The 26,808-nt window shown below is 70.0% G+C and carries 24 protein-coding genes and 1 pseudogene; 10 read left to right on the top strand and 15 right to left on the bottom strand.

All coding sequences use genetic code 11. The annotated features are described in order from the left end of the window. Nucleotides 1–9: 9 nt before the first annotated feature. From Q0C12_RS03715 to gpmI, 3 genes are read right to left on the bottom strand one after another with little or no spacing between them, the layout of a single operon-like run. Nucleotides 10–1,275 carry a S41 family peptidase gene (locus Q0C12_RS03715; RefSeq protein ID WP_290886370.1) on the bottom strand — a complete coding sequence of 422 codons (1,266 nt, stop codon included), beginning with the start codon at nt 1,273–1,275 and terminating at the stop codon, nt 10–12. Nucleotides 1,276–1,295: 20 nt separating this feature from the next. Beyond that, on the bottom strand, nt 1,296–2,456 hold the full coding sequence (locus Q0C12_RS03710) for a peptidoglycan DD-metalloendopeptidase family protein (protein WP_290886367.1): 1,161 nt from the start codon (nt 2,454–2,456) through the stop codon (nt 1,296–1,298). Continuing rightward, nucleotides 2,453–3,997: a 2,3-bisphosphoglycerate-independent phosphoglycerate mutase gene (gene gpmI, locus Q0C12_RS03705; protein WP_290886364.1), complete on the bottom strand. Its 1,545-nt coding sequence runs from the start codon at nt 3,995–3,997 to the stop codon at nt 2,453–2,455. Before gpmI ends, Q0C12_RS03710 begins: the two co-directional genes overlap by 4 nt. Nucleotides 3,998–4,131: 134 nt before the next feature. Here gpmI and Q0C12_RS03700 point away from each other — a divergent pair, with 134 nt between their 5' ends. Continuing rightward, on the top strand, nt 4,132–4,857 hold the full coding sequence (locus Q0C12_RS03700) for a hypothetical protein (RefSeq protein WP_290886361.1): 726 nt from the start codon (nt 4,132–4,134) through the stop codon (nt 4,855–4,857). A gap of 62 nt (nt 4,858–4,919) precedes the next feature. Next, nucleotides 4,920–6,641 carry a M28 family peptidase gene (locus Q0C12_RS03695; protein WP_290886359.1) on the top strand — a complete coding sequence of 574 codons (1,722 nt, stop codon included), beginning with the start codon at nt 4,920–4,922 and terminating at the stop codon, nt 6,639–6,641. A gap of 177 nt (nt 6,642–6,818) precedes the next feature. Here the strand turns inward: Q0C12_RS03695 and Q0C12_RS03690 are convergent, their stop codons facing one another. The 5 genes from Q0C12_RS03690 to Q0C12_RS03670 form a co-directional block, all read right to left on the bottom strand. Next, on the bottom strand, nt 6,819–7,316 hold the full coding sequence (locus Q0C12_RS03690; RefSeq protein ID WP_290886356.1) for a hypothetical protein: 498 nt from the start codon (nt 7,314–7,316) through the stop codon (nt 6,819–6,821). Between the two features lie 141 nt (nt 7,317–7,457). After that, entirely contained in the window at nt 7,458–7,967 is a 510-nt protein-coding gene (locus Q0C12_RS03685) for a DUF1993 domain-containing protein (protein WP_290886355.1), read from the bottom strand. 76 nt (nt 7,968–8,043) lie between these two features. Next, nucleotides 8,044–9,567, bottom strand: a complete 1,524-nt coding sequence (locus Q0C12_RS03680; protein WP_290886352.1) for an alpha/beta hydrolase — start codon at nt 9,565–9,567, stop codon at nt 8,044–8,046. Nucleotides 9,568–9,572: 5 nt separating this feature from the next. Then, nucleotides 9,573–10,529 carry an alpha/beta fold hydrolase gene (locus Q0C12_RS03675; RefSeq protein WP_290886349.1) on the bottom strand — a complete coding sequence of 319 codons (957 nt, stop codon included), beginning with the start codon at nt 10,527–10,529 and terminating at the stop codon, nt 9,573–9,575. 1 nt (nt 10,530) lies between these two features. Next, the gene (locus tag Q0C12_RS03670) at nt 10,531–12,408 is read right to left on the bottom strand and encodes a M1 family metallopeptidase (RefSeq protein ID WP_290886347.1); all 1,878 of its coding nucleotides are present in this window, start codon (nt 12,406–12,408) and stop codon (nt 10,531–10,533) included. Nucleotides 12,409–12,580: 172 nt separating this feature from the next. Here Q0C12_RS03670 and Q0C12_RS03665 point away from each other — a divergent pair, with 172 nt between their 5' ends. Then, nucleotides 12,581–14,269 carry a GspE/PulE family protein gene (locus tag Q0C12_RS03665; protein ID WP_290886345.1) on the top strand — a complete coding sequence of 563 codons (1,689 nt, stop codon included), beginning with the start codon at nt 12,581–12,583 and terminating at the stop codon, nt 14,267–14,269. A 147-nt stretch (nt 14,270–14,416) separates the two neighbouring features. Here the strand turns inward: Q0C12_RS03665 and ubiE are convergent, their stop codons facing one another. Beyond that, on the bottom strand, nt 14,417–15,175 hold the full coding sequence (gene ubiE, locus Q0C12_RS03660) for a bifunctional demethylmenaquinone methyltransferase/2-methoxy-6-polyprenyl-1,4-benzoquinol methylase UbiE (protein ID WP_290886343.1): 759 nt from the start codon (nt 15,173–15,175) through the stop codon (nt 14,417–14,419). Between the two features lie 43 nt (nt 15,176–15,218). Here ubiE and Q0C12_RS03655 point away from each other — a divergent pair, with 43 nt between their 5' ends. The 6 genes from Q0C12_RS03655 (at nt 15,219) to Q0C12_RS03630 (ending at nt 19,114) form a co-directional block, all read left to right on the top strand. Next, a complete protein-coding gene (locus Q0C12_RS03655) occupies nt 15,219–15,572 on the top strand; it encodes an ArsC/Spx/MgsR family protein (RefSeq protein ID WP_290886342.1) in 354 nt (117 codons plus the stop codon). Between the two features lie 80 nt (nt 15,573–15,652). Beyond that, nucleotides 15,653–16,192 carry an ATP-dependent protease subunit HslV gene (hslV, locus tag Q0C12_RS03650; protein WP_290886338.1) on the top strand — a complete coding sequence of 180 codons (540 nt, stop codon included), beginning with the start codon at nt 15,653–15,655 and terminating at the stop codon, nt 16,190–16,192. Then, nucleotides 16,192–17,529, top strand: coding sequence for an ATP-dependent protease ATPase subunit HslU (gene hslU, locus Q0C12_RS03645; protein WP_290886335.1), 1,338 nt, complete (start codon nt 16,192–16,194; stop codon nt 17,527–17,529). The genes hslV and hslU overlap by 1 nt, the downstream gene beginning before the upstream one ends. Nucleotides 17,530–17,615: 86 nt before the next feature. Next, nucleotides 17,616–18,161 carry a sigma-70 family RNA polymerase sigma factor gene (locus Q0C12_RS03640; protein WP_290886332.1) on the top strand — a complete coding sequence of 182 codons (546 nt, stop codon included), beginning with the start codon at nt 17,616–17,618 and terminating at the stop codon, nt 18,159–18,161. Continuing rightward, nucleotides 18,158–18,751: a hypothetical protein gene (locus Q0C12_RS03635; RefSeq protein WP_290886329.1), complete on the top strand. Its 594-nt coding sequence runs from the start codon at nt 18,158–18,160 to the stop codon at nt 18,749–18,751. The genes Q0C12_RS03640 and Q0C12_RS03635 overlap by 4 nt, the downstream gene beginning before the upstream one ends. 9 nt (nt 18,752–18,760) lie before the next feature. Continuing rightward, complete coding sequence (locus tag Q0C12_RS03630) at nt 18,761–19,114, top strand: DUF971 domain-containing protein (protein WP_290886326.1); 354 nt, start codon at nt 18,761–18,763, stop codon at nt 19,112–19,114. Nucleotides 19,115–19,141: 27 nt separating this feature from the next. Here the strand turns inward: Q0C12_RS03630 and xerC are convergent, their stop codons facing one another. The 4 genes from xerC to Q0C12_RS03610 are packed head-to-tail and all read right to left on the bottom strand — an operon-like array spanning nt 19,142 to nt 21,746. Next, nucleotides 19,142–20,044, bottom strand: coding sequence for a tyrosine recombinase XerC (xerC, locus tag Q0C12_RS03625; protein WP_290886325.1), 903 nt, complete (start codon nt 20,042–20,044; stop codon nt 19,142–19,144). A gap of 4 nt (nt 20,045–20,048) precedes the next feature. Continuing rightward, complete coding sequence (locus Q0C12_RS03620) at nt 20,049–20,726, bottom strand: DUF484 family protein (RefSeq protein ID WP_290886321.1); 678 nt, start codon at nt 20,724–20,726, stop codon at nt 20,049–20,051. Between the two features lie 43 nt (nt 20,727–20,769). Beyond that, nucleotides 20,770–21,621, bottom strand: a complete 852-nt coding sequence (gene dapF, locus Q0C12_RS03615; protein WP_290886316.1) for a diaminopimelate epimerase — start codon at nt 21,619–21,621, stop codon at nt 20,770–20,772. After that, the gene (locus Q0C12_RS03610; protein ID WP_290886313.1) at nt 21,618–21,746 is read right to left on the bottom strand and encodes a lipoprotein; all 129 of its coding nucleotides are present in this window, start codon (nt 21,744–21,746) and stop codon (nt 21,618–21,620) included. Before Q0C12_RS03610 ends, dapF begins: the two co-directional genes overlap by 4 nt. 45 nt (nt 21,747–21,791) lie before the next feature. On the opposite strand from Q0C12_RS03610, the gene Q0C12_RS03605 reads away from it, so the two are divergent. After that, a complete protein-coding gene (locus Q0C12_RS03605; protein WP_290886310.1) occupies nt 21,792–22,436 on the top strand; it encodes a hypothetical protein in 645 nt (214 codons plus the stop codon). 109 nt (nt 22,437–22,545) lie between these two features. Here the strand turns inward: Q0C12_RS03605 and Q0C12_RS03600 are convergent, their stop codons facing one another. Together Q0C12_RS03600 and Q0C12_RS03595 are read right to left on the bottom strand one after the other, a co-directional pair. After that, the gene (locus Q0C12_RS03600) at nt 22,546–24,747 is read right to left on the bottom strand and encodes a S9 family peptidase (protein WP_290886308.1); all 2,202 of its coding nucleotides are present in this window, start codon (nt 24,745–24,747) and stop codon (nt 22,546–22,548) included. A 1-nt stretch (nt 24,748) separates the two neighbouring features. Further along, nucleotides 24,749–26,770, bottom strand: a pseudogene (locus tag Q0C12_RS03595) (prolyl oligopeptidase family serine peptidase); the annotation flags it as partial. Nucleotides 26,771–26,808: the final 38 nt, after the last annotated feature.

The following is a 26,808-nucleotide window of genomic DNA, read 5'->3' as shown; positions in this document are numbered from 1 at the left end:
ACGTCGCACTCAGTGCTGGTCGCTGTCGCGCGCGGCGCTCCAGCGCATCGGCAGCTTGAGCCTCGCCAGGGCCTTGGCCACGGCCTCGTCGCCTTCGATCACCTCGCCCATCGCGAAGCCATCGCCGGTTTCCTGGTCGCCGCGCAGGTGGCCCGGCAGGTCCTGTTCGCGCAGGTCGCGGCTGGTTTCGCCGCGGATCACTTCGTCGGGGCGGATGCCGCGCGCCTGGATCGAGCGGCCGCGCGGCGTGTAGTAGCGCGCGGTGGTGAGCTTGATGGAATCGCCGTTCTCCAGCGGCACCACGGTCTGCACCGAGCCCTTGCCGAAGGTGCGGCTGCCCATAAGCAGCGCGCGGCGGTGGTCGCGCAGCGCGCCGGCCAATACTTCGGCGGCGCTCGCAGTGCCGGCGTCCACCAGCACGACCACGGGCGCGCCCTTGAGCAGGTCGCCAGGCTTGGCGTGGAAGCTGGCGTTGGAATAGACCAGGCGCCCCTTGGTGCGCACGATCAGGCCGTCGTCGAGGAAGGCATCGGCGGCTTCCACCGCGGCGTTGAGCAGGCCGCCGGGATTGCTGCGCAGGTCGAGCACCAGGCCGGCGAGCTGGCCGCCTTCCGCCTGCGCGTTGAGCGCCCGCAGCTGGCGCAGCACCTGCGGGCCGGTGTCGGACTGGAAGTTGGCGATGCGCAGGTAGCCGTAGCCGGGCTCGAGCAGGCGGCTGCTGACGCTGGTGATGCGGATGGTTTCGCGGGTGATCACCAGGTCGCGCGGGGCGGGCTCGCCCATGCGCAGGTAGGTGACGGTGACCTGGGTGCCCTCGGGGCCGCGCAGCTCGCGGCTGGCGGCGTCGGCGCCCTCGGAGGCCAGGGCCTGGCCGTCAATGGCAACGATGATGTCGCCGGCGCGCAGGCCGGCGCGCTGGGCCGGGGTGCCATCGATCGGCGCGACCACCAGCAGGCTGCGGTCGGGACGCTGTTCGATCTCGACGCCGACGCCGGAATAGGCGCCTTCGGTCTGCTCGGTGAGCTCGTCGGCGTCTTCCTTCTCGAGGTAGGCGCTGTGCGGGTCTAGGTCGGCGAGCAGGCCGCGCAGGGCGGCCTTCATCAGGGTCTGGTCGTCGATGGGCTCGACGTAGGCTTCCTTGATGGCGCGGTAGACGGCGACGTAGCGCTGGATCTCGTCCAGCGGCATCGCTTCGGGCGCGGCGGAGGGCGCGGGCGCTTGGGCGGAGGCGGCGACGGGGAGCAGCAGGGCCAGCAGGAGGACGTGGGGGCGCATGGCCCGGATTATGCGCCAGTTCAGGGGCGGAGCCAGGGCTTGGGGTCCTGGGGCTGGCCGTTGCGGCGCAGCTCGAAGTACAGGCCGGGGCGGCCCTGGCCGCCGGAGCTGCCCACGGTGGCCAGCGGCTCGCCGCCGCGGACCCAGTCGCCGACGTCCTTGAGCAGGGCATCGTTGAAGGCATACAGGCTCATCCAGCCGTCGCCGTGGTCGAGGATGACCAGCAGGCCGTAGCCCTTGAGCCAGTCCGAATACGCCACGCGGCCGGGGGCGGCGGCGCGCACCTCGGCGCCGGCGGTGCCGGCGATCAGCAGGCCGTCGCTGGTGCGGCCATCGGGCAGGCGGCCGCCGAAAGCGGCGAGCACGCTGCCGGCCAGCGGGCGGCCGAGCTGGCCGCGGCGGGTGGCGAAGGGGCGGTTGTCGTCGACCTGGCGCGGGATGTCGGCGACCGCGTCCTGCAGCTGTTCGAGCAGCTTGAGCACCGACTTCTCGTCGCGGCCCAGCGTGGCCAGGCGCGCGGCGCGGTCCTTGAAGCGGGCTTCCAGTGCCGCCAGCACGCCGGCGCGTTCACCGCGCTGCGCTTCGAGCGCGGCCAGCTCGGTCTGCTGCTGCGCGCGCGCGGCCTCGAGGATCTGGCGCTGGTCGGTGATCTGCTGGGCGACGGCGGCCAACTCGCGCAGCTCGGCCATCAGGCCGGTGATGCGCTGCTGGCGGTCGGCCTGGAAATAGCGGTGGTAGGCCAGCACGCGGGCCAGGTCGCTCATGCGGTCCTGCGCGAGCAGTAGCTTGAGCTGTTCGTGGCGGCCGAGGGCATAGGCGGAGCGCACGAGGGCGGCGAGCGCCTCGCGCTGGTCGGCGAGGCCGATTTCGAGTTCGGCCTGGCGGGCCTCGAGCTGCTGCAGCTCGAGCTCCTGGGTGGCGATGCCGGCCTCGGTGCGGCGCAGGGCGCGCACGGCTTCCGACACGGTGGCATCGGCGGCGCGCAGCTCGCGGGTGGCCTCGCCGCGCTCGGCGTCGACGCTGCGCTGCTCGGCGGTGATCGTCTTGATTTGGGCGCGCAGGGCTTCGAGCTTTTTCTGCGCCTCGGCTTCCTGGCGCGCGCGCTCGGGCGCGCCCTGGGCGAATGCCGCGGGCGCCGCGGACAGCAGCGCGGCGGTGAGCAAGGCGGCGAGGCGGATCAAGCCAGCGTCACCAGCGAGCGGCCGGTCATCTCCGGCGGCGGCGTGATGCCCAGCAGGTGCAGCACGGTGGGCGCGAGGTCGCGCAGGGCGCCGCCGGCGCGCAGGCTGGCCGGGCGGCCGACGTAGACCAGGGGCACGGGGCCGACGGTGTGCGAGGTGTGCGGTTCGCCGGTTTCCGGGTCGCGCATCATCTCGACGTTGCCGTGGTCGGCGGTGACGATCATTTCGCCACCGACTTCGCGCAGGGCGCCGCGGATGGCCCCGAGCGCATCGTCCACGGCCTCGGCGGCCTTGATCGCGGCGGACAGGATGCCGCTGTGGCCGACCATGTCGGGGTTGGCGACGTTGCAGATGATGACGTCGTGCCTGCGCGAGCGGATGTCGTCGGTGAGGCGGGCGGTGAGCTGGGGCAGGTTCATTTCCGGCTGCAGGTCGTAGGTAGCGACCTTGGGCGACGGGATCAGCACGCGGTCCTCGCCGTCCACCTGGGCCTCGCGGCCGCCGCTCATGAAGAAGGTGACGTGGGCGTACTTCTCGGTCTCGGCGATGCGCAGCTGGGTCAGGCGGTTCGCGGCCAGCACTTCGCCCAGGGTGTTGCGCAGGTCCTCGGGGCCGTAGGCCACCGGCGCGGGCAGCGACGCGTCGTATTCGGTGAGGCAGACGAAGCGCGACAGCGCGATCGGGCGCGGCTTCGCGAAACCGCTGAACTGCGGCGACACGAACACGCTGGTGAGCTGGCGCGCGCGGTCGGCGCGGAAGTTCATGAACACCACGGCGTCGCCGTCGCGCATGGCGCGGCCGCCGCTGATCACCGTGGGCAGCACGAACTCGTCGTTCTCGCCGCGGCCGTAGGCGGCGTGCAGGCCGGTGAGCGCGTCGGAGGCGGTGTCGTCGGCTTCGGCTTCGGCGATGGCGCGGTAGGCGCGCTCGACGCGGTCCCAGCGCTGGTCCCGATCCATGGCGTAGTAGCGGCCGCTGATCGTGGCGACGTGGGCATCGCCATTGCCGGCGGCGCAGACGGCCAGCAGGCGCGCGAGGCTGGGCTCGGCCGAACGCGGCGGGGTGTCGCGGCCGTCGAGGAAGGCGTGCACGGCGATGTCGGCCACGCCTTCGCGGCGGGCCAGTTCGATCATCGCGAACAGGTGTTCCTCGTGGCTGTGCACGCCGCCGGGCGAAAGCAGGCCCATCAGGTGCAGGGCGCCGCCGTTGGCCTTGGCGGCGCGGCAGGCCGCGACCAGCTCCGGGTTGGTGAAGAAGCTGCCGTCCTCGATGGCGGCGTCCACGCGGGTGAGGTCCTGGTAGACGATGCGGCCGGCGCCGATGTTCATGTGGCCGACTTCGGAGTTGCCCATCTGGCCGTCCGGCAGGCCCACGTGCTTGCCTTCGGTGTGGACCAGGGTGTGCGGGCACTCGGCCAGCAGGCGGCGCCAGTTCGGCAGGCGGGCCTGGGCCAGGGCGTTGTCGGCCGGGTCGTCGCGGTGGCCCCAGCCGTCGAGGATCAGCAGCAGCAGGGGCTTGGGGCGATTCTGGGCGGCGGGCACGGGCGACTCCGGGACGTTAGGCACGGGCAAATTGTAGCCCCGCGGCGCAGGCTGGGCCCGCCCGGCCTTGAACCGGCTTTAAACCCCCGCCGCCGCCGGCGCATCCCAGCAGGGAATCCCCAAGGAGCCACCCCATGCGCGTTCGCACCCTCGCTTCGCTGATCACCCTTTCCCTGGCCCTGGCCGCCGGCCCGGCGCTGGCCCAGCAGGACATCGACAAGGTGTTCGGCGGCATCACGGCCCGGGCCGGCCAGGCCTACGGTTCGCTCGAATCGGTCAATGGCGGCATCACCATCCGCGAGGGCGCACAGGTGGAGAGCGCCGAGACGGTCAACGGCGGCATCACCATCGACGACAAGGCGCGCGTGGGCAGCGCGGAGACCGTCAACGGCGGCATCAGCCTGGGCGAAGAGGCCACGGCGGGCTCGATCGAGGCGGTGAACGGTGGCATCCGGCTGGCCCGCGGCGCCCGGGTCGAACGCGACATCGAGGCGGTGAATGGCGGCATCAAGCTGGCAGAACAGGCCGAGGTCGGCGGCGACGTCGAGAACGTGAACGGCGCGATCACCCTGCGCGGCGCCCGGATCGGCGGCGACGTGACCACCACCAACGGCGACATCGTGCTGTCGGGCGGCGCCCGCATCGATGGCGGCATCCTGGTCGAGAAGCCGACCGGCGGCTGGTGGAAGTCGGAGGACAAGCGCGTGCCGCGGATCGTGATCGGCGCGAATTCGGTGGTTGCCGGCTCGCTGGTGTTCGAGCACGCCGTCGAGCTGTTCGTGCACCCCACTGCCAAGACCGGCCCCATCACCGGCGCCACCGCCCAGTCCTTCACCGACGCCCTCCCCCCGCGGGACTAAATCAAATGAACCTGGTTCATTTGCTGGCGTAGAATCGGGGTTCCCCTTGTGGAGGAACCCTTGTGATGAAACGTACCCTGATCTTCGCGGCCGCGGCGCTGGCGCTGGCGGCCTGCAGCAAGACCCCTGAGCCGGAGGCGACGCCGGTGGCCGTCGCGCCGCCGGTCGAGCATGGCTTTGGTCCCGAGATTTCGGCCGAGGACTTCGCGCAGCACGTGAAGGTGCTGTCCTCGGATGAGTTCGGCGGCCGCGCCCCGGGCACGCCGGGCGAGCAGATGACCGCCGATTACCTGGTCGCGCAGTTCCAGCGCCTGGGCCTGCAGCCGGGCAACGGCGACAGCTGGTTCCAGGACGTGCCGATGGTGGAGACCACGGCCGATGAATCGACCTCCAGCGCCGTGATCGGCGTGAACGGCGAGGCCCGCCCGCTCGCCTTCGGCACCCAGATGGCGCTGGGCACCCGCACCGCGCAGCCGGAAGTGAAGGTCGACGCGAGCGAGATGGTGTTCGTCGGCTACGGCGTCAACGCGCCGGAAGCCGGCTGGAACGACTACGCCGGCCTGGACGTCAAGGGCAAGACCGTCGTGATGCTGGTCAACGACCCGGGCTACCACGCCGGCAGCGAGGAGCTCTTCGGCGGCAAGAAGATGACCTACTACGGCCGCTGGACCTACAAGTACGAAGAAGCCGCCCGCCAGGGCGCCGCCGCCGCGCTGATCATCCATGACGACAGCGGCGCCGGCTACGGCTGGGACGTGGTGAAGAACAGCTGGTCGGGCGCGCAGTACGACCTGCCCGCCAGCGCCGACCCGGAGCCGCGCCTGCCGATGCAGGGCTGGATCACCGGTGAAGTGGCCACGCAGCTGTTCGCCGACGCCGGCCTGGATCTGGAGGCGATGCGCGCCGCCGCCAACGTGCCGGGCTTCAAGGCCGTGCCGCTGGGCGACGCCACCTTCTCGGCCACGCTGAACTCGACGATCAAGGAAAGCTCGTCGCGCAACATCCTGGCCAAGCTGCCCGGCAGCGAGCGCCCGGACGAGGCCATCGTCTACACCGCGCACTGGGACCACCTGGGTGACCACGGCGCGGCGCACGGCGCGGAAGCGGCCGGCGAAGGCGAGGACCACATCTACAACGGCGCCATCGACAACGCGACCGGCGTGGCCGGCGTGCTCGAGATCGCCGAGGCCTTCACCGTGCAGGACCCGAAGCCGGCGCGCTCGGTGGTGTTCCTGCTGGTGACGCTGGAGGAGTCGGGCCTGCTGGGCTCGAAGTATTACGCGGCCAACCCGGTGATCCCGCTCAAGGACACGGTGGCGGTGGTGAACCTGGACGCGATGAGCGTCGTGGGCCCGACCAAGGACTTCGTGGTCATCGGCCTGGGCAACAGCGAGCTGGATGAAGTGCTGCGCCCGATCGCCGAGGCGCAGGGCCGCGTGCTGGTGGAAGAGGACGGCGTCGAGAAGGGCTTCTTCTTCCGCTCCGACCACTTCAGCTTCGCCAAGTTCGGCGTGCCGGCGCTGTACGCCAAGGGCGGCATCGACCACGTCGAGAAAGGCGTGGACTACGGCCGCGAGATCCAGGCCAACTATGGCAGCGTGCTTTACCACAAGCCCGCCGACGAGTTCGATCCGAACTGGGACCTGCGCGGCGTGGTGCAGGACCTGATGGCGCTGTACGGCGTGGGCCGCGAGCTGGCCGGCAACGAGGCCTGGCCGAACTACGTCGAGGGCAATGCCTTCAAGGCCGCCCGCGATGCGTCGCGTGGCGAGGCTGCGAACTGATCGTTCGCGGTGTCTTGACAAGAAAAAGGCCGCCCACCGGGGCGGCCTTTTTTGTGGCTACTTCTCCATGATCGGATCGGTGACCAGGTAGACCTCGAAGCGCTTGGAGAAATACGAGGTATTGAATGTACCGAAACCACCGGGAAGCTTCAGCTGCTGGAAGAACTTGAACTCCCGCTAGCTGTTGCCCGCGAACGGGGGCGGGATGGTTTCACCCGCCGAGCCCAGCACCACCCGGAACTTCTCCTGCTCATTCGGCGGCAGCTTGAGATGGGTCATCGGCACGGCGGTCACCAGCACGGCGACATAGGCCGAGGTGTTTAGCGCGGCCGGGCTCTTGTTGGTGACCCGCACCACGTAGGACTCCGACGCCGGGGTCTGCGGCGTCGCCTGCTTGTACACCCAGCCGACGGCCTTGGCCTCCAGGCTGGGGGCGACGTCGACGTTCTCCACCACTTCGGTGAAATCCATTGCGACGCCGCCGAGCGAATACTTCTTCGCCTGCGTGGCGCTGCTGACCCGGCGCGCGGGCAGGCGCAGGAACGAATCACGCAGCACGACGTCGGCCGAGCCGGGCGCCGTGCGGTCGGGGGTTGGCGCGGTGCGCGACTGGGCCTGCAGCGCCGGGACGCAAAGCAGGCCGGACAAGACGAGGGCGATCGGGAGGATTTTCATGGCGCGGGCGTTCGGTCCTTGGTGGTTGGTTCGGGCCCCGGGACAGGGCAGCCGACGGTGGCGGGCAAACCTGCGCCAGCACCGTCGGTCGTCAACACCAACGCAGAAGCGAGGCCGGGCAGGCCGCGGGGGCCCCGTGCGTCAGTAGCGGCCCATGAAATCGCGCTTGCCGATCTCGATGCCGGCGTGGCGCAGCAGGGCGTAGCTGGTGGTGACGTGGAAGAAGAACTGCGGCAGGCCGTAGGCCAGGACGTAGGCCTGGCCGGTCAGGCGCTTTTCCTTCGGGGTGCCGGGGCGCAGCACGATCTCGCGCGCGTCGGCGCCTTCGAACGCGGCGGCATCGAGGCCGGCGATGAAGTCCCGGGTGCGGGCGATGCGCGCCTGCAGGTCGTCGAAACTGGCCTCGTTGTCTTCCCACGCCGGCACCTCGGCCTGCGCCAGGCGCGCCGACACCGACTTGGCGAAATCACAGGCGATCTGCACCTGGCGGACCAGCGGGAACATGTCCGGGAACAGGCGCAGCTTCAGGTAGGCCTCCGGGTCGATCTTGCGTTCGGTGGCATGGGCCGAGGCCTTGGCCAGCACGTCGGACAGGCCGCCGAGCATCTGCTGGAACACGGGCACCGAGGCGGCGTAAAGGGAAACAGTCATGGGCGGCTCGAAAGCAGGAAGGAGCCGCCATCCTACGCGCGCCCGGCGCCCCGGTCAGGCCGCCCCCTGGAAACAGTCAATCCTGCCAAACCCGCAAATGAACCTGGTTCATTTGCTGGGGCGGCAGGTCGGCTTCGATGGCTTCGTCGATGCGGGTGGCGAGGTAGCCGTAGAAGGGGTTGCTGCCCAGGCGCAGCAGCTGGTCGGTGCCGACCGAAAGGGCGCCGCGTTCGCCGTGCAGGGCCAGGTTGCCCAGGCGGATGCCGAAGTCCTCGTCGGTGCGCGGCGACAGGCCGTACAGCGGGTCGTCCGGCGGAAACGGCAGCGCCACGTGCGAGAGCGAATAAACGTTCGGCGGATACATGAAAACCAGGGGCCGCAGCACGGCCTCGCGCTGGCCGGGCTCGCGCCGGCGCTCGGCCACGTTGGCGGAGTCGGCGTCCACGTTGCCCACCACGGTCAGCCGGTAGGCGAAGGCCTCGCCCGGCTGCAGGTCGTCCAGCATCGCACTCGCGGAGCGGCGCAACATCGGCGCCAGCACGCCCTGCCGGTTGATGTCGAACAGCACCAGCTCGCTGCCGTTGGCCGGCAGCGGGTCGAACAGGTTGCGCACCACCGCCTCCGTGCTCACCGTGCCGTCGAGCACCGACTGGAAGGCCAGGATCGGCGGCAGCCGGTCGCTGCGGCCCGTGGCCCGCAGCTGCAGCAGCTGCGTCTGCACCGCGCCGACCAGCAGCCAGGACTGGCGCACGCCGTTCACCGGGAAGGAGTTGTACTTGAACGGGTTGAACTCCGGCTGCACGTCCAGCCAGCGCGACTTCTCGAAGTACGGCATCCAGCCCAGCAGCGGCATCAGCCGCGAGAAGGCGGCCAGCCGGCCGATGCCGATCATCGGCGACACCATCACCAGGCGGTCGGGCACGGGCAGCGCGGCGCCGTCGCCTTCTTCCGCGCGATCCATCGCGTACTTCAACCCCAGCGCCGCGCCGTTGGAGTAGCCCACGAGGTGGAAGGGCTTGTCGTCACCAATGCGGGCGCGCACCTCGCGCGCGGCCAGCTCGACCGTGGCCAGCCAGTCCATCCACTGCGCGCTGCGCAACCCCGAGGGCGCGGTGCCGTGGCCCGGCATGCGCGGAATCAGCACCACGAAGCCGCGCGCCCGGTAGACCTCGGCCAGGTGGCGCAGGCTGTAGGGCGAATCGCTCATGCCGTGCAGCATCAGCACGGCGCCGCGCACCTCGCCTTCGGGCGACAGCAGCTGGCTGCGGTTCCAGTCGGTGGCGCCGTCGCGCGCGCCCAGCGGGCTTTGCGTTTCGTAGCGGTAGCGGCCCGGCCGCGGCTCGGCGGCCAGGTGCGCGCGCAATTCCTCGAACACCGCCTGTTCGGCGCGCAGGTAGCCGGCCCAGTCCATGTCGCGCAACTGGCCGGCGCCGGGCTCGTTCTCGAACGTCCAGCGGTGCCAGGGCGAAAGATCGGGCAAAGCGCGGGCGCTGAACGCGCTGCCCAGGACGACCAGGACCGTGACCACCAGCCAGGCCAGCAATACGAAGCGCAGCACCCGCCAGCCCGGATGGATCCCGCTGGCGAAACCGCGGCGCAAGGCCCTCAGCCCGGCCCGTCCATGAAGCCGGCGATCGCGTCGGCCACCAGGCGCGGCTGCGCCATCATCGGCATGTGGCCGCAGCCGGCCAGGATCACGGTGCGGCTGCGCGCCAGGCCGCGATGGAAGACCTCGGCCGCGCTGACGTCGATCACGCGATCATCCCGGCACCACAGCAGCAGCGTGTGCGCCTGGATGTTGGCCAGCTCGGCCTCGAGCGCGAAGGCATCCGGCCCACGCCCGATGCCGTCGAGCACGCGCTGCTCGAACCCGGCGTCGGCGCGGCGGCGGCGCACCAGCGCTTCGTTCGCCGGCCAGGGCACGAACGGCGGGTCGGCGAAGACGATGCCGAGGTAACGCTTGAGTTCGGCGCGCGTGGTCACCTGGAACGGGTTCTCGCCGGCCAGCACGGCGTTGGCGAAGGCGTTTTCTTCGTAGCGCACGCCGGCCGACGACATCAGGCTGATGCGGTCGACCAGGCCCGGGTTGCGCGCGCTCATCAGGCCGACGATCTGCCCGCCCATCGAATGCCCGACCACCAGCGCCGGCCGCTCGGGCAGCGCGCGGATGAACTGCGCCAGGCGCTCGGCCTGGGCCACGGGGCCGTAGTCGCCGTCGTGGTGGCGGTCGCTTTCGCCCCAGCCCGGCAGGTCGGGCGCGATGATGCGGTGCGTCTTCGCCAGCTCGCGCATCAGCGGCAGCCAGTTCTCCTTGCTGCCGGTGAAGCCGTGCACGAACACCAGCAGCGGCTTGCCGGCGTCACGGCCCGACTCGAGCACCACCCAGCGATGGCCGGCGACGTCGTACTCGGCCACGCCGGCCTTGGCCAGCCAGCGCTGGCGCGCGAACTCGGCCTCGAGTACGCGCTCGGGCGCGGTCGCGGCGAAACCCACCGCGCCCAGCGCGAGGCCGAGCGAGGTGGCGATGACGATCTTGCGGGTGCCGGGGCGTGGCTTGGGCACGTCAGTCCGGGGTCTTCTGCGCGGCGCGGGCGCGCGCCAGCAGGGCCTCGACCGAGGCACTGGTGATCGGATGGTAGCCCGGGCGCGCCATCGCGAAGACCTGGGTGGCGAAGGCCAGGCCTTCCTCCGACTTCGACAGCGCGTCGTAGGTCGGCATCACCAGCTTGCGGCGGCCGATCTTGCGCAGGAACAGCGACATCGCCGGCCGCGCCTCGAAGTAGCCGCTGCGCACGGTGAGCGGATACCAGCGCTGGGCCAGCTCGCCATTGCCGGTGCCGGTGAATCGGAAGGCCTGGTCGAGCTCGACCAGGCGCTCGGCGTCCAGGATTTCCGGCAGGCCTTCCAGGAAGTAGACCCATTCCTGCGTGGTCCACGCCGCCGTGTCGAGTTCGCGCGCGGCCGCGCGCTGTTCAAGCCACGATGCCCGCGCGGCATCCACTGCATCGAAGCGCGGCGAAGCAGTCTGCGGTGCGAACGCAGGCACGCCCGGCGCGCTCAGCCATTCCATCACCTCGGCCTCGGACACCACGCCGGGCCGCTTCGCCATCAGGTTGGACTTCAGGAAGGCCAGGAACTGGTCGCTGTCGGCGCTCTGGAATGCATGCGCATCGAACCAGGCGCGCAGGAAGGCATCGAAGTCCTCGCGGCCGTAGCGCTGCTCGAGGAACTGCAGGAACCACGCGCCCTTGTCGTAGGCCACCGCGCCCAGCGCGTCCTCGGGGTCGCTGCCGCCGCGCATCGGCAGCACCAGCACCTGGCGCTCGGGCGGCAGGTCCTTGAGCTGGTCGAGCAGGCCGTTGCGGCTGATCACGAACTCCATGTCGGCGCGCGCCTTGCCGTACAGCGCCTCGACGATGCGGTTCTCGACGTAGCTGGTGAAGCCCTCGTTGAGCCACATGTCCTTCCAGCTGGCGTTGGTGACCAAGTTGCCCGACCACGAATGCGCCAGCTCGTGCGCGATCAGCGACACCAGCGACTTGTCGCCGACGATCACGGTGGGCGTGATGAAGCTCAGGCGCGGGTTCTCCATGCCGCCGAACGGGAACGAGGGCGGCAGGATCAGCAGGTCGTAGCGCTCCCAGCGGTAGGGGCCGTAGAGCGACTCGGTGACCTGGATCATCTCTTCCGTGTCTTCGAACTCCTTCACCGCCTTGTCCAGGGTCTGCGGCTCGGCCCAGACGCCGGCGCGGGCCGAGATCGGCTTGAACACCAGGTCGCCGGCGGCGATCGCCATCAGGTAGGACGGGATGGCCTGCGGCATCGAGAACGTGTAGTCGCCGTCGCGCACCGCGGCCGGGTCGTTGTCGGCGCTCATCAGCGCCATCACGGTGGCCGGGGTGCGGATGCGCGCGGTGTAGGTGAAGCGCACCGAGGGCGTGTCCTGCAGCGGCACCCAGCTGCGGGCGTGGATGGCCTGCGACTGGCTGAACATGAAGGGCGTCTTGCCGCCCGCGGTCATCGCCGGGCTCAGCCACTGCAGGCCCGAGGCCTGGGGCGAGGTGGCGTAGCGGATGCGCACCTGCTCGTACTGGCGCGGTAGGGTGATGGTGAGCTTGCTGCCGAAGCGCTCGTCGCGTTCGGCCAGCACGAAGGGCACTTCGCGGAACTTGCGCTTGCCGTTGCGGGCTTCGACCGCGGCGATGGCGAGGTCGCGGGTGTCGAGCACCAGGTCGCGCTGGGCCGGGTCCACCCACTCGAGGCCCAGGGTGGCGCTGCCGGTGAGCTGGCGCTTCTCGAAGTCGACGGCGAGGTCGAGGGCGAGGTCGCGGATGCGGACCTTGTCGGGCTGGGCGTAGGAATGCTCGTCGCTGCGGCGGTCCTGGCCGAAGGCCGGGGCGGACGCGATCAGGAGGGCGAGCAGGAGGCCGAGGCGGGGCATGGTCAATTCCACTGACAGGACCCCCGGATTCTAGCGCAGGCGGGGCGGCACGCCCGGTTTCACCCCCGGGACACCCGGTCGGCCCCCGGGGCGGGCTTCTGGCATGACTTGCCTCAAGTTCCGGACCCGGTGACGGCCGGATACTGCGGGAAATCCTTTCCGGTAGGACCGGATGGAACCCGCCAGCCACCCGCCCCGCGCCCCGCACCTGATCGCCGATGCCACCACCCTGGCCGCCTACGTCAAGGACGTGGCCGCCGGCGGGCATTCCTGGCAGGCGCCCAACGGCCAGCTCACGCTCGCGGCCTGGCTGGCGCTGGGCGACGACTGCACCGAGGGCGCCTACCGGCTGGCCGCCCGGCTCGGCCTGCCCCTGGTGCGGCTGAGGGACCTGCCGCCCGGTGCCGATGCCACCGCGCTGCTGCGCCCCGAGGTGGTGCGCCGCTTGCGGGCGGTGCCGCTGAAGCTGTTCGAAGGTGTGGTGACGGTGGCGATGGAGGACCCGGGCAACCCCGATTCGCTGGCGACGCTCGACTTCCTGTGCCGCCAGCGCGTGCTGCCGCTGGTGGCCACGGCCCGCGACGTGCGCGAGGCGATCGCCGAGCACTACGACAAGGTCGAGGACCGCGACGTCGCCCACCAGCTGGGTCTGGACCCCGGCGCCAGCGGCCGCGAGACTACCATCCAGGAGGCCGAGCGGCTGTCGCGCGAGAAGCCGGTGGTGCGCATCGTGCAGGGCCTGATCAGCGAGGCCGTGGCCCGCCGCGCGTCCGACATCCACCTGCGCCCGGGCGAGCACGGCACCGAGGTGCTCTACCGCATCGACGACGAGATGGTGCCGGTGCGCCGCCTGCTGCGCAGCCCCCATCCAGCGGTGACCAGCCGCGTGAAGGTGCTGGGCGCGATGAACCTGGCCGAGCACCGCAAGCCGCAGGACGGCCGCACCACCTTCACCCTCGACGACGGCCGCGAGGTCGACCTGCGCATCTCGGTGCTGCCCGCGGTGTACGGCGAATCGGTGGTGATCCGCCTGCTCGACACCAATGAAAGCCTCTGGGACCTGGCGCAGCTGGGCCTGAGCGCCGCCGACCGCCAGCGCATCGCCGACGTAATGGGCCGCAGCCACGGCATGTTCCTCACCACCGGCCCGACTGGCTGCGGCAAGTCCACCACGCTCTACGCGATGCTGCTGGAGCTGCGCAAGCAGCGCATCAACATCCTCACCATCGAGGACCCGGTCGAGTTCTACATCGACGAGATCCAGCAGATGCAGGTGAACCGTGCGGCCGGCTTCACCTTCGCCAGCGCGATGCGCAACTTCCTGCGCCACGATCCCGACGTGATCATGGTCGGCGAGATCCGCGACGAGGAGACCGCCCGCATCGCCGTGGAGAGCGCACTCACGGGCCACCTCCTGCTGTCCACGCTGCACACCAACACCGCGGCCACCACGGTGACGCGCCTGCTCGACCTGGGCGTGGAGGCCTACCTGCTGCGCGCGTCGCTGCTGGCGGTGATGTCGCAGCGGCTGGTGCGGCTGACCTGCAAGCACTGCCGGGACGTCGAGAAGGTGGATGCCCACATCCGCGGCGTGCTGGGCGTGGGCGCGGACGAGGTCTTCCACGTCGGCCGCGGCTGCTCGCACTGCGACGGGCTGGGCGTGTTCAAGCGGCGCGCGGTGTACGAGTTCATGGTGGTCACGCCGCGCATCCAGTCGCTGATCGTCCCCGGCGCCGAGGCCGACACGATCCACCGAACGGCAATCGAGGAAGGCATGGTGCCGATCACGCAGGCGGCCGTGGCCTTGGCCCGCGAGGGGCTGATTTCGCTGGGGGAGGCTTGGCGGGTGCGGGCGGATTGAGCGGGACGACAGGAACTAGTAGATAGGAACTAGTAAAGAAGAACTGGCACCTAGTAGGGTGAGACAAGACGCTCTTACTAGTTCCTAGTTCCTAGTTCCTCTTTACCGTTTCTCGATTCCGAATCAAATGAACCTGGTTCAATTGCTTCAGAGTTTGTAGCCCGAGTGGATGGCGACAATGCCGGCGCTAAGGTTCCGGTAGTCGGTGCGCTCGAAGCCAGCCATGGCCATCATCGCCTTCAGCTCGTCCTGCGGCGGGTGCTTGCGGATCGACTCGGCCAGGTACTGGTAGCTGTCGGCGTCGTTGGCGAACAGCTTGCCCAGCCGCGGCAGCACCTTGAAGGAATGGAAGTCGTAGACCGGGCGGAACCACTCAGGCTTGACCTGCGAGAACTCGAGCACCAGGGCGCGGCCGCCGACCTTCAGCACGCGGTGCATTTCCTTGAGCGCGTTCGCCTTTTCGGTGACGTTGCGCAGGCCAAAGGCGATGGTGACGAGGTCGAAGCTGGCATCCGGGAACGGCAGCGCCTCGGCGTTGAGCTGCACGTACTCGAGGCCGCGCACCAGGCCGCGGTCGGTGAGGCGGTCGCGGCCGACGCCGAGCATCGCCGCGTTGATGTCGCCGAGCACCACGCTGCCGGTGTCGCCGACGCGCTCGTGCAGCAGCGCGGCGATGTCGCCGGTGCCGCCGGCCAGGTCGAGCACGCGGTCGCCGCGCTTCACGCCCGAGGTGCCGACGAAATAACGCTTCCACAGCCGATGGATGCCGAGCGACATCAGGTCGTTCATCAGGTCGTACTGCTGCGCGACCGAGCTGAACACCTGGCCGACCAGCTTCTTCTTCTCGGCCACCGGCACGTCGCGGAAGCCGAAGTGGGTGGTGCCGCTTTCGGGGGTCTTGTCCATGGTCGGGATTATCGCACCGCCGGCGCCATGACATCATTCACGCATGCAAACCCTTCGCTATTGGCACAACCCGCGCTGCAGCAAGTCCCGCGAGGGGCTGGCGCTGCTGGCCTCCCGCGGCGTCACCCCCGAGACCGTGCTCTACCTGGCCGAGCCGCCCTCGCCCGCCGCCGTGCTGGCCCTGCTGGCCAGGCTGGGCGGCGACCCGCGCCGGCTGGTGAGGTTCAAGGAGGACGAGGCCGCGACCCTCGGCTTGTCACCGCAGGATGAACGCCCGGCCGCCGAATGGGCCGCCCTGCTGGCCGCGAATCCGCGGCTGATCGAGCGGCCGGTGCTGGAGTCGGCCACCCGCGCCGTCATTGGCCGCCCCACCGAGGCCCTGCTGGCCCTCCTGTAGCCGCCCCTCCTACAGGGGGAGCGGCGCTTGTCCTTCGACGGGGCCGACCCCAGAACTGGGGTTCACGACCAGGAGCCCGCATGGACCCGAACGTTTTCCACGCCACCACCATCCTCTCCGTCCGGCGCGGCGACCGCGTCGTGGTGGCCGGCGATGGCCAGGTCACCCTTGGCCACACGGTGATGAAGTCGAACGCGCGCAAGGTGCGGCGCCTGGCCGAGGGCAAGGTGCTGGCGGGTTTCGCCGGCGCAGCGGCCGATGCCTTCACGCTGTTCGAGGTGTTCGAGGCCAAGCTGGGCCAGCACAACGGCCACCTGCTGCGCGCCGCGGTCGAGATGGCCAAGGAATGGCGCACCGACCGGCGCCTGGGCAAGCTCGAGGCGCTGCTGGCGGTAGCCGACAAGGACAGCTCGCTGATCATCAGCGGCAACGGCGACGTGATCGAGCCCGAGGACGGGCTGGTGGCGATCGGCTCCGGCGGCCCCTATGCGCTGGCCGCGGCGCGCGCCCTGCTGCAGCACACCGAGCTCGAGGCCCGCGCCATCGCCGAGGCCTCGCTCAACGTGGCCGGCGACATCTGCATCTACACCAACCGCAACCTCGTGATCGAGGAACTCTGATGTCCGAACTGACCCCCCGCGAGATCGTCGGCGAGCTCGACCGCTACATCATCGGCCAGAACGAGGCCAAGCGCGCCGTGGCCATCGCCCTGCGCAACCGCTGGCGCCGCATGCAGCTCGATCCGGCCATGCGCGACGAGGTGATGCCCAAGAACATCCTGATGATCGGCCCCACCGGCGTCGGCAAGACCGAGATCGCGCGCCGGCTGGCGGCACTGGCCAACGCGCCGTTCGTAAAGGTGGAAGCGACGCGCTTCACCGAGGTCGGCTACGTCGGCAAGGACGTCGAGCAGATCATCCGCGACCTGGCCGATGGCGCGGTGAAGATGTTCCGCGAGCAGGCCAAGGCGCGCGTGCGCACCCAGGCCGAAGAGCGTGCGGAGGACCGCATCCTGGATGCACTGCTGCCGCGGCGCCGCGGACCCGGCTTCGCGGTCGAGGCCCCGGCCGACGGCGACAACGAAACCCGCGCCAAGCTGCGCCGCCAGCTGCGCGCCGGCGAACTGGACGATCGCGAGATCGAGCTCGAGCTCAGCCAGGCCCCGGGCGGCATGGACATCATGACGCCGCCCGGCATGGAGGAAATGGGCCAGCAGCTGCGGGCGATGTTCCAGAACCTGGGCGGCGGCAAGGCGCAGGCGCGCAGCCTGGCGGTGAAGGTGGCGCGCCCGCTGCTGGTCGAGGAAGAGGCCGGCAAGCTGGTGAACGAGGACGACATCCGCGTCAAGGCGATCGAAGCCTGCGAGCAGAACGGCATCGTCTTCATCGACGAGATCGACAAGGTGGCCAAGCGCAAGGACGCGATCGGCGGCGGCGACGTCAGCCGCGAGGGCGTGCAGCGCGACCTGCTGCCGCTGGTCGAGGGCAGCACGGTGAGCACCAAGTACGGCGTGGTGCGCACCGACCACATCCTGTTCATCGCCTCGGGCGCCTTCCACCTGGCCAAGCCGTCGGACCTGATCCCGGAGCTGCAGGGCCGCTTCCCGATCCGGGTGGAGCTGGGCGCGCTGAGCCAGCAGGACTTCAAGCGCATCCTGACCGAGCCGAAGAACGCGCTGGTGCGCCAGTACATGGCGCTGCTGGCCACCGAGGGCGTGAACATCGGCTTCGACGCGGGCGCCATCGACCGCCTGGCCGAGATCGCCTTCCTGGTCAACGAGCGGCAGGAGAACATCGGCGCGCGCCGCCTGCACACCGTCCTGGAGAAGCTGCTGGAGAAACTGAGTTTCGAGGCCCCCGACAAGGGCGGCCTGTCCCTGATGGTCGACCGCGCCATGGTCGACGCCCAGCTGGGCGACGCCGTCCAGGACCCCGACCTCAGCCGCTACATCCTGTAAAAAATGAACCCGGTTCATTTTTTGGCCGGATGTCAGGTTTTCGCGGGCGGCCCGGACTATGGGTTCAAGACCGGATGGAAACCGACATGCCCGCCGCCGCCCTTGCCCCCAGTCCCTCCCGCGCCGAGTCCGCCATGCCCCTGGCCACGCCCGACATAGAAGCCGTGCTGCGTGAACACGGGCCGATGCTGGCCCGCATCGCCGGCAGCTACGAGTCCGAACCCGCGCGCCGCGACGACCTGCTGCAGGAAATCAGCCTGGCGGTCTGGAAGGCCCTGGCGAGCTGGCGCGGCGACGCTTCGCTGCGCACCTTCCTGGCCCGGGTCGCCCACAACCGCGCCATCGACCACCTGGCCCGCGAGAAGCGCGCCCGCGGCGACGAACTGCACGACGAGCACGCCGACCCCGACGCCAACCCCTTCCAGCACGCCCAGGCGCACCAGCGCCGGAAGGACCTGCTGGCCGCGGTGCGGGCGCTGCCGCTCGGGCAGCGCCAGGTGGTGGTGCTGGCGCTGGAAGGGTTCTCGCAGCGCGAGATCGGCGACACCCTGAAGCTGGAGGAGAACACGGTGACGCAGCGCCTGTCGCGCGCGCGCCGGCAACTCAACGAATGGCTGGGAGACGCCGCATGAACGGGCCGATGAAGGATTGGGACGCGATGGGCTCGGATTGGCGCGGCCAGGCGGTGCCGACCATCGACGTCGACGCGCTGCGCGCCGAGGCGGCGCAGCAGGGCCGGCGCTTGCGCGGCATGCTGGTGCTCGAGACGCTGTTCGCCGCCCTGACGGTGCTGTTGGTGGGCTGGATCGCCTTCCAGCCGGATGCCACGCCGATGGAAACCTGGCTGTTCGGCGGCCTGGCCCTGCTGATCGTGCCCTACCAGGCCTACGTGATCTGGCTGCGCCGTCGCGAGTGGAGCGAATCCGGGCTGGACGTGGAGGCGCTGGTCGACGTGGAGTCCCGTCGCTGCACGACCACCCTGCACTACTGGCGACTGGGCCTGTGGTCGGTGCTGGGGATCTGGGTGCTGGTCTACGGGGTGATGCTGGTGGGCATGCAGGCGATGTGGTCCGACGACCAGATCGGTGGCCTGGTTGGCGCCACCCTGGCCAACCTGGTGCTGATCCCGATCATCGGCCTGTATGGTCTCCGGCGCTGCACCCTGGCGCGGGCTCGCCTGCAGAAGCTGGCCGGCCTGCGCGAACAGCTGCGCGGGCCGTAACATGGCGGCATGAGCACGCCCCGCCCCACCGACCTGATCCTGCACCGCGCCTCGCACGCCCTCGAAGTCGCCTTCGACGACGGCAGCCGCTTCCGCCTGCCCTGCGAGTACCTGCGGGTGGAATCCCCCAGCGCCGAGGTGCAGGGCCACGGTCCCGGCCAGAAGGTGCTGGTGGCCGGCAAGCGCAACGTCAACGTGCGCGCGATCGAACCGATGGGGAACTACGGCGTGCTGCTGCGCTTCGACGACGGCCACGAGACCGGCATCTTCAGCTGGAGCCTGCTGCACCAGCTGGGCCGCGAGCACGACCAACGCTGGGCAGCCTACCTGGCCGCGCTCGAAGCAGCCGCCCTTTCCCGCTAGGGAAAGCCAAAAACAAATGAACCTGGTTCATTTGTTTTTGCGGCGGGCGCGGGGGTGGGCGGCGTCGTAGACCTTGGCCAGGTGCTGGAAGTCGAGGTGGGTGTAGATCTGGGTGGTGGCGATGTCGGCGTGGCCGAGCAGTTCCTGGACGCCGCGCAGGTCGCCGCTGGACTCGAGCACGTGGCTGGCGAAGCTGTGGCGCAGCAGGTGCGGATGCACGCGCTTGAACAGGCCCTGCTGCATCGCCAGCTTGCGCAGGCGCTGCTGCACGGTGCGCGGGCTGACCGGCCCGCCGCTGCGTCCCGGGAACACGTGCGCACCGATCCCCGGCGAAGACGCCTCGCGCCAGGCCTGCAGCGCATCGCGCGCATGGCTTCCGACCGGCACCACGCGGCTCTTGCCACCCTTGCCGAGCACGGTCACCAGGCCATCGGCCAGGTCGAGTGCACTCCAGCGCAGCCCGCACAGTTCGGAAAGCCGCAGGCCCGAGGAATAGAACAGCTCCAGCATCGCCCGGTCGCGCAGCCCTTCGGGGCCGTCGGTGGGCACTTCCACCAGCCGCGTCATCTCGTCGGCATCCAGCACCTGCGGCAGCTTGCGCGGCGACTTCGGCGCGCGCAGGCCCAGCGCCGGGTTCAGCTCCGAACTCTCGCTGCGGTTCAAATGCCGGTAGAAGCTGCGCACCGCCGACAGCCGCCGCTGCAGGCTCTTGCCCGACAGGCCGCGCCGGTGCGCGCCGGCGACGTAGCTGCGCAGCGCTTCCTGCTTCAGCCGGCGCCAGTCGGTGAGGCCCTGCGCGTCCATCCACGTGGCCAGGTCGCCAAGGTCGCGGCGGTAGGCGTCCAGCGTGTTCGCCGACAGCCGCCGCTCCACCGCGAGGTAGCCAAGGAAGGCCTCGATGCCCGGCTGCAGCGGCGCGTCGGCGCTCACGGCATCAGTCGCGCGCGTAGCGGCCCAGCGCGGTGACCAGGGCTTCCGACATCAGGCGCAGGAACAGCGTGCCCATGCCCGGGAAGAACCGGTTGGCATCCGAACTGCCGACGCTGAGCATGCCCACGCCCGGCAGCGGCAGCAGCACTGCGGAGGCGGCGCGGGCCTGGTCGTCCCCGTACAGCAGCGCCAGCTTGTCCTGGTTCAGGCGCCCGCAAATGGGCTCGTTGCCGGCCAGGAAATCGCGGAACGGCACCAGCGCCGGATCGGCCTCGCCCACCACCTGCAGCCACTCGGCCTGCAGGCCCGCGACCGGCTTGAACAGCACCACCCGCACGATCTCGCCCTGGAAGTCCTCGCCCAGCACCGCCACCATCGCCTTGAGCGTGTCGGCCGCGGAGCCGGCGCGCATCAGCGCCAGGCTCAGCTGGTGCGTGCGCACGGTCAGGCGCTCGTTCTCCTGCGCGTTGGCGTAGAGCTCGTTCAGGCGCCGGGTGAGCTCGCGGTTCTTGTCGCGCAGCACGTCGAGCTGGTAGCTGGCCAGCGAGGCGGCCTGGCCTTCGTCCTTGGGCACCACCAGCGACAGCGCCAGGTCCGGGAACTGGCCCAGGAACTTCGGGTGGCGGCGCAGGAAGGTCGCCACCTCGTGGGCGCTCAGGCGCTCGTTCTTCTCTTCGATCATCGGGGGCCTCTCGTACGGCGGGTCGTTCCGGGCGATGCCGGCATTATGGCGTGGCGACGGCGAATTCGCCCTCGAACACGAAGGTGGCAGGTCCGGCCATGGTGATCGGCGCGTCGTCGGCGGGCCAGGTGATCGCCAGCGTGCCACCCGGCAGCTCCACCTGCACCGCGCGATCCACGCGGCCCTGGCGCACCAGCACCGCGACCGCGGCGCAGGCGCCGCTGCCGCAGGCCAGGGTTTCGCCGGCGCCGCGCTCGAACACGCGCAGGCGGATGCGTTCGCGCGCCATCACCTGCGCGAAGCCGACGTTGACGCCTTCGGGGAACTCCGGCCGCGCCTGCAGCGCCGGGCCCAGCCGGTGCACCGGCGCCGCGTCCACGCCGTCGACCTCGATCACGGCGTGCGGGTTGCCCATCGATGCCACGCCGAAGCGCAGCGGGCTGCCTTCGACCGCCAGCACGTGCACGGGCGCGTCGGTCGCGGCGTGGAACGGAACCTTCGCCGGCGCGAACACCGGCCGGCCCATGCCCAGCGAATAGCGGCCCTCAGGCAGGCACTCGACGTCGATCACGCCCGCGGGGCTGTCCATGTGGAAGCGCGGGCCGGTGGCCGCGCCGTCGCGCCGCAGCCAGGCGGCGACGCAGCGGGCGCCGTTGCCGCACTGCTGCGCGGGCGAGCCGTCGCCGTTCCAGATGCGGTAGCGCGCGACGCAGCCGGGGACGTCGGTGTCCTCGATGGTGAGCAATTGGTCGAAGCCGACGCCGAAGTGGCGGTCGCCCAGCGTGCGCACCAGCGCCGCGGGCGGGGCGGGCTGGCCGCCGCGCAGGTCGATCACGACGAAGTCGTTGCCGGCGCCATGCATCTTCGAGAAATGCAGCGGGCGGGACGCACTCATGCCGCGGGCGTTTCGGCCTTGGCGGGCGGCGCGTCCGCCGGGGGCGGCACCAGGTCGCCCTTGGTGCCGCAGGCGGCGACCAGGACGAGGCTCAACAGCAGCAGGGCGAGGCGGGTCGTCTTCATGGCGCGAGTATAGTCCGGGGCAGGTTCTGGCGCGTGGGGTGGACGATGGCGATTTCGGCCTGGCTGTGGGCGGTGGCGGCGGTGCTTTTCCTGGTGGGCGTGGTGGCCTGGACACGCAAGACCCGCGGCGGCGGCAAGTGGCTGCTGCGCGGCGTCGGCACGCTGCTGGTGCTGGTGGCCCTGGGCCTGGCCGGCCTGGGCGGCCTGCTGCGCCAGTACGCCTGGCTGCTGGAAGACGTGCCGGCGGCGACCATCAGCCTGCGCCAGCTCGCACCGCAGCGCTACGAAGCCACGCTGGTGCTGGGCGACGAGGCGCCGCGCACGCTGGAACTGCTCGGCGACGAATGGCAGCTCGATGCCCGCGTCATCCGCTGGACCCTGCCCGGCCAGCTGGCGGGCGTGCCGCCGGTCCATCGCTTCGAACGCCTGTCGGGCCGCTACGGTGACCCGAAGCAGGAGCTCACCGCCGAGCGCAGCGTGCACGACCTGCGCGGCGACTGGGACTTCTGGGAGTTCCGCCAGCGCTGGCTGGCCAACCTGCCGATCGCCGACGCCCGCTGGGGCAGCGCCGCCTACCTGCCCATGCTCGACGGCGCGACCTACCAGGTCTACGTAAACCCCCGCGGCGGCCTCGTCGCCAAACCCGCCGACCCCGCCACCGCGGCCCTGCTGGACCAGGCGGGGTGGTAACTGGCCAAAAAAGGAAAGGGGCTCCCCGTCGCCGGGAAGCCCCTCAAGAAATCAAACCGCTTCATCCGCTTTGATCGGCGTCCATCCGCCTTGATCCGCGTTCAAACACTTACTGCTGCACAAGCCCCAGCTGGTCCAGCACGAACGCATATTCCTCGGCCCGCTCGCGGTAGCGCTGGAAGCGGCCGGACTTGCCGCCGTGGCCGGCTTCCATGTTGGTGCGGAACAGCAGCGGATTGCCATCGGTCTTCTTCGCGCGCAGGCGGGCGACCCACTTGGCCGGCTCGAAGTACTGCACCTGCGAATCCCACAGGCCGGTGGTGACCAGCAGCGCCGGGTAGTCCTTGGCCGCGACCTGGTCGTACGGCGAGTACGACAGCATGTAGTCGTAGAACACCGGGTCCTTCGGGTTGCCCCACTCGTCGAACTCATTGGTAGTGAGCGGGATCGACTCGTCCAGCATGGTCGTCACCACGTCGACGAACGGCACGTGCGCCACCAGCACCTTGTACTTTTCCGGCGCCATGTTGGCCACCGCGCCCATCAGCAGGCCGCCGGCGCTGCCGCCCATGCCCGCCACGCGGTCGGGCGCGGCATAGCCTTCCTTGACCAGGAAGTCGGTGACGTCGATGAAATCGGTGAAGGTATTGACCTTGTTGAGCAGCTTGCCGTCCTCGTACCACTGCCGGCCCATTTCCTGGCCACCGCGGATGTGGGCCACGGCATACACCGCGCCGCGGTCCACCAGGCTGATCACGTTGGCGTTGAAGCCCGGGTCCGAGCTGTTGCCGTAGGAGCCGTACGAGTACTGGTAAAGCGCGGCCTGGCCGTTCTTCTCGAAGCCCTTGCGGTAGAGCACCGACACCGGCACCTTCGTGCCGTCGCGGGCCGTGGCCCAGAGGCGCTCGGTGACGTAGTTGGCCTTGTCGAAGCCGCCCAGCACCGGCTGCTCCTTGAGCAGCTTGCGCTCGCCGGTGCGCACGTTCACTTCAAACGTGCTGGCCGGGGTGGTGAGCGAGGTGTAGGTGTAGCGCAGCCAGTCGGTCTCGGGTTCGGCGTTGACCGACACGCCCATCGCGTAGGCGCTCTCCTCGGCCTGCACGAACTCTTCCTTGCCGTCGTCGTGGCGGATGCGCACGCGCTGCAGGCCGCCCGAACGCTCGCCGATCGCCATGAAGCCCTTGAACAGGGTGACGCCGGAGATCAGCACGTCCTGCGAATGCGGCACCAGCTCCTGCCACTGGCCGCGGTCGCCCCAGGGCTGGCCGTCGGCCAGGGTCATGACGCGGAAGTTGGTGGCGTCCCAGTTGGTGTGCACCACCCAGCGGCCGTCGTAGTGGTCGGCGTTGTACTCGAAATCGCGCTGCCGCGGCGCGAACACCTTGAACTCGCCCGGCGCGTCGGCCTCGGTGCAGCGCATCTCGGACGAGACGGTGCTGGAGACGCTGATGCACAGGTAGTCGTCGGAGCGGGTGCGGCCGATGCCCATGTAGAAGGTCTCGTCGGCCTCCTCGTACACCAGCTTCGCCTTCGCCACGTCGCCACCGAGAACGTGTGCCTTCACGCGCTTGGTGAGCAGGGTGGTCGGGTCGTTCTCGACGAAATAGAGCGTGCGGCCGTCGTCGCCCCACATCAGGTTGGCCGAGACGCCGGTGATCACGTCGGGCAGCAGCTCGCCGGTGGCCAGGTCCTTGATGCGCACGGTGTACTGGCGACGGCCGTTGGTGTCCTCGGCGTAGGCCACCAGGCGGTCGTCGGGGCTGATCTCGTAGGTGCCGATCTGGTAGAAGCTCTTGCCGGCGGCGAGCTCGTTCACCTCGAACAGCACCTGCTCCTCGGCATCCATGCTGCCCTTGCGGCGGGCGTAGATGGGATATTCCTTGCCGGTCTCGAAGCGGGTGTAGTACCAGTAGCCGTCCTCGAAGTACGGCACCGAGGAATCGTCCTGCTTAACCCGGCCGACCAGCTCGTTGTAGAGGGTTTCCTCCAGCGCCTCGAGCGGCTGCAGCACCGCGTCGGTGTAGGCGTTCTCGGCGTTGAGGTAGGCGAGCATCTCCGGGTCCTCGCGCTTGTCGTCGCGCAGCCAGTAGTACTCGTCGTTGCGGGCCGCGCCGTGCGGGGCCTTGACTTCGTAGGGCTTGGTGGCGGCGACGGGCGCGGGCGGCAGCTCGGCCAGCGCGCTCGGCGAGCGGACGGCCGGGGCGACGGTGGCGGCGTCGGTGCCCGCCTCCGGCTCGGCCGGCGGCGAGTAGCAGCCGGCCAGGGCGACGGCGAGCAGGCTCGCGGCGAAGGGCAGCAGGCGGGTGGTCATCTCAGTTGTCCTTGAACAGCTTCTGCTTGAGGAAGGTGTAGGCCAGCGCGCCCATGTAGGCCGACTGGGCGTTGTTGGCGGCGCCGCCGTGGCCGCCCTCGATGTTCTCGTAGTAGGTCACGTCGTGGCCCTGCGACTCCATCAGCGCCATCATCTTGCGGGCGTGGCCCGGGTGCACGCGGTCGTCGCGGGTGGAGGTGGTGAACAGCACCGGCGGGTAGTCCACGTCCTTGCCGACGTTGTGGTACGGCGAGTACTTGCGCAGGAAGGCCCACTCCTCCGGCCTGTCCGGATCGCCGTACTCGGCCATCCAGGACGCGCCGGCCAGCAGCTTGTGGTAGCGCTGCATGTCCAGCAGCGGCACCTGGCAGACCACGGCGCCGAACAGCTGCGGGTACATCACGGTCATGTTGCCCATCAGCAGGCCGCCGTTGCTGCCACCCTGCATGCCCAGGCGCGCGGGGCGGGTGACCTTGCGGGCGATCAGGTCCTCGGCCACGGCCGCGAAGTCCTCGTAGGCCTTGTTGCGGTTTTCCTTGAGCGCGGCCTGGTGCCAGCGCGGGCCGTACTCGCCGCCGCCGCGGATGTTGGCGACCACGTACACGCCGCCATCGGCCAGCCAGGCGCGGCCGACGCCGGCCGAGTAGCCCGGGGTCAGCGAGACCTCGAAGCCGCCGTAGCCGTAGAGCAAGGTCGGGTTGTCGCCGTCGAGCGGCAGGTCCTTGCGCGAGACCATGAAGTACGGGACCTTCGTGCCGTCCTTGCTGGTGGCGAAGTGCTGGTTGATCTCGTGCTGGCTGGCGTCGAAGAAGGCCGGCAGCTGCTTCAGGGTTTCCGGCTTCTTGCCGACGGTGCCCATCAGCAGCGAGGTCGGGGTCAGGTAGTCGGTGACGGTCATGAAGTAGTCGTTGGACTCGTCCGCGTCCACCGCGCTGATGCCGACGGTGCCGAAGGCCGGCGCGCCGACCAGCGGCTCGCGCTTCCAGCCGTCCTTGCCCGGCGTGAGCACGTAGATGCGGTTCTTGACGTCCTCGAGCACGTTCAGGAACACGTGGTCCTTGGTGACGCTGCTGCTGGCCAGCGAGGTGTTGGCGGTCGGCGCGAACAGCACGTCGAAGTCGCGGTCGCCCTTCAGGAAATCGTCGAGGCGGATCGCGAGCAGGCTGCCGGCCGCGTGCTCCTTGCCGCCGACGGTCCAGGGCTGGCGCAGCTCGACGCTCAGCCATTCGCGGAAGGCGCCCTTCTGGGCGCCGTCGGGCAGGTCGAGCCTGGTGAGGCCGCCGTCCTTGCCGCGCAGGTAGAGTTCGCTGGTGTAGAAGGTCAGGCCACGGTAGACCCAGTCGCGCTCGTAGCCCGGGGTGTCGTCGCGGTAGGCGCCAACCGAGATGTCTTCGTCCTGGCCTTCGAACACGACCTTGGCCTCGGCCATCGGCGTGCCGCGCTTCCACTCCTTGGCGATGCGCGGGTAGCCCGAGCTGGTCATCGAACCGGGACCGAAGTCGGTACCGATGTAGACGGTGTCGATGTCGATCCAGCCCATCTGGCCCTTGGCCTCGGGGCGGGAGAAGCCGCCTTCGACGAAGGCCTTGTCGGAGACGTCGAACTCGCGGGTCACGTCGGCGTCGGCGCCGCCGCGCGAGAGCGAGACCAGGCAGCGGTCGTACTCAGGACGCAGGCAGTCGGCGCCGCCCCAGACCCAGTTCACGCCCTCGGCCTTGCCCAGCGCGTCGATGTCGAGCAGCACTTCCCACTGCGGCGCGTCCTTTCGGTACTCGGCCAGGGTGGTGCGGCGCCAGACGCCCTGCGGGTTCTTCTTGTCGCGCCAGAAGTTGTAGTAGTAGTCGCCCATCTTGCCGACGTAGGGGATGCGCGCGTCGGAGTCGAGGACCTCGAGCAGGCTCGTGCGCAGCGCCTCGAAGCCGGGGTCGCCGGCGAGCTGCTTCTCGGAGACGGCGTTGCGGGCGCGGACCCAGTCCAACGCTTCCTTGCCCTCGACGTCTTCGAGCCAGAGGTGCGGGTCGTCGGGAGTGGTGTGCATGGTCGGATTCTGGCCCGCGGCGG

This window comes from Arenimonas sp. (genome assembly GCF_022842045.1).
In the GTDB taxonomy this organism is placed as follows: domain Bacteria; phylum Pseudomonadota; class Gammaproteobacteria; order Xanthomonadales; family Xanthomonadaceae; genus Arenimonas.
Note: the sequence above shows the minus strand (reverse complement) of the source record. Positions and strands in the feature narration are given on the sequence as shown.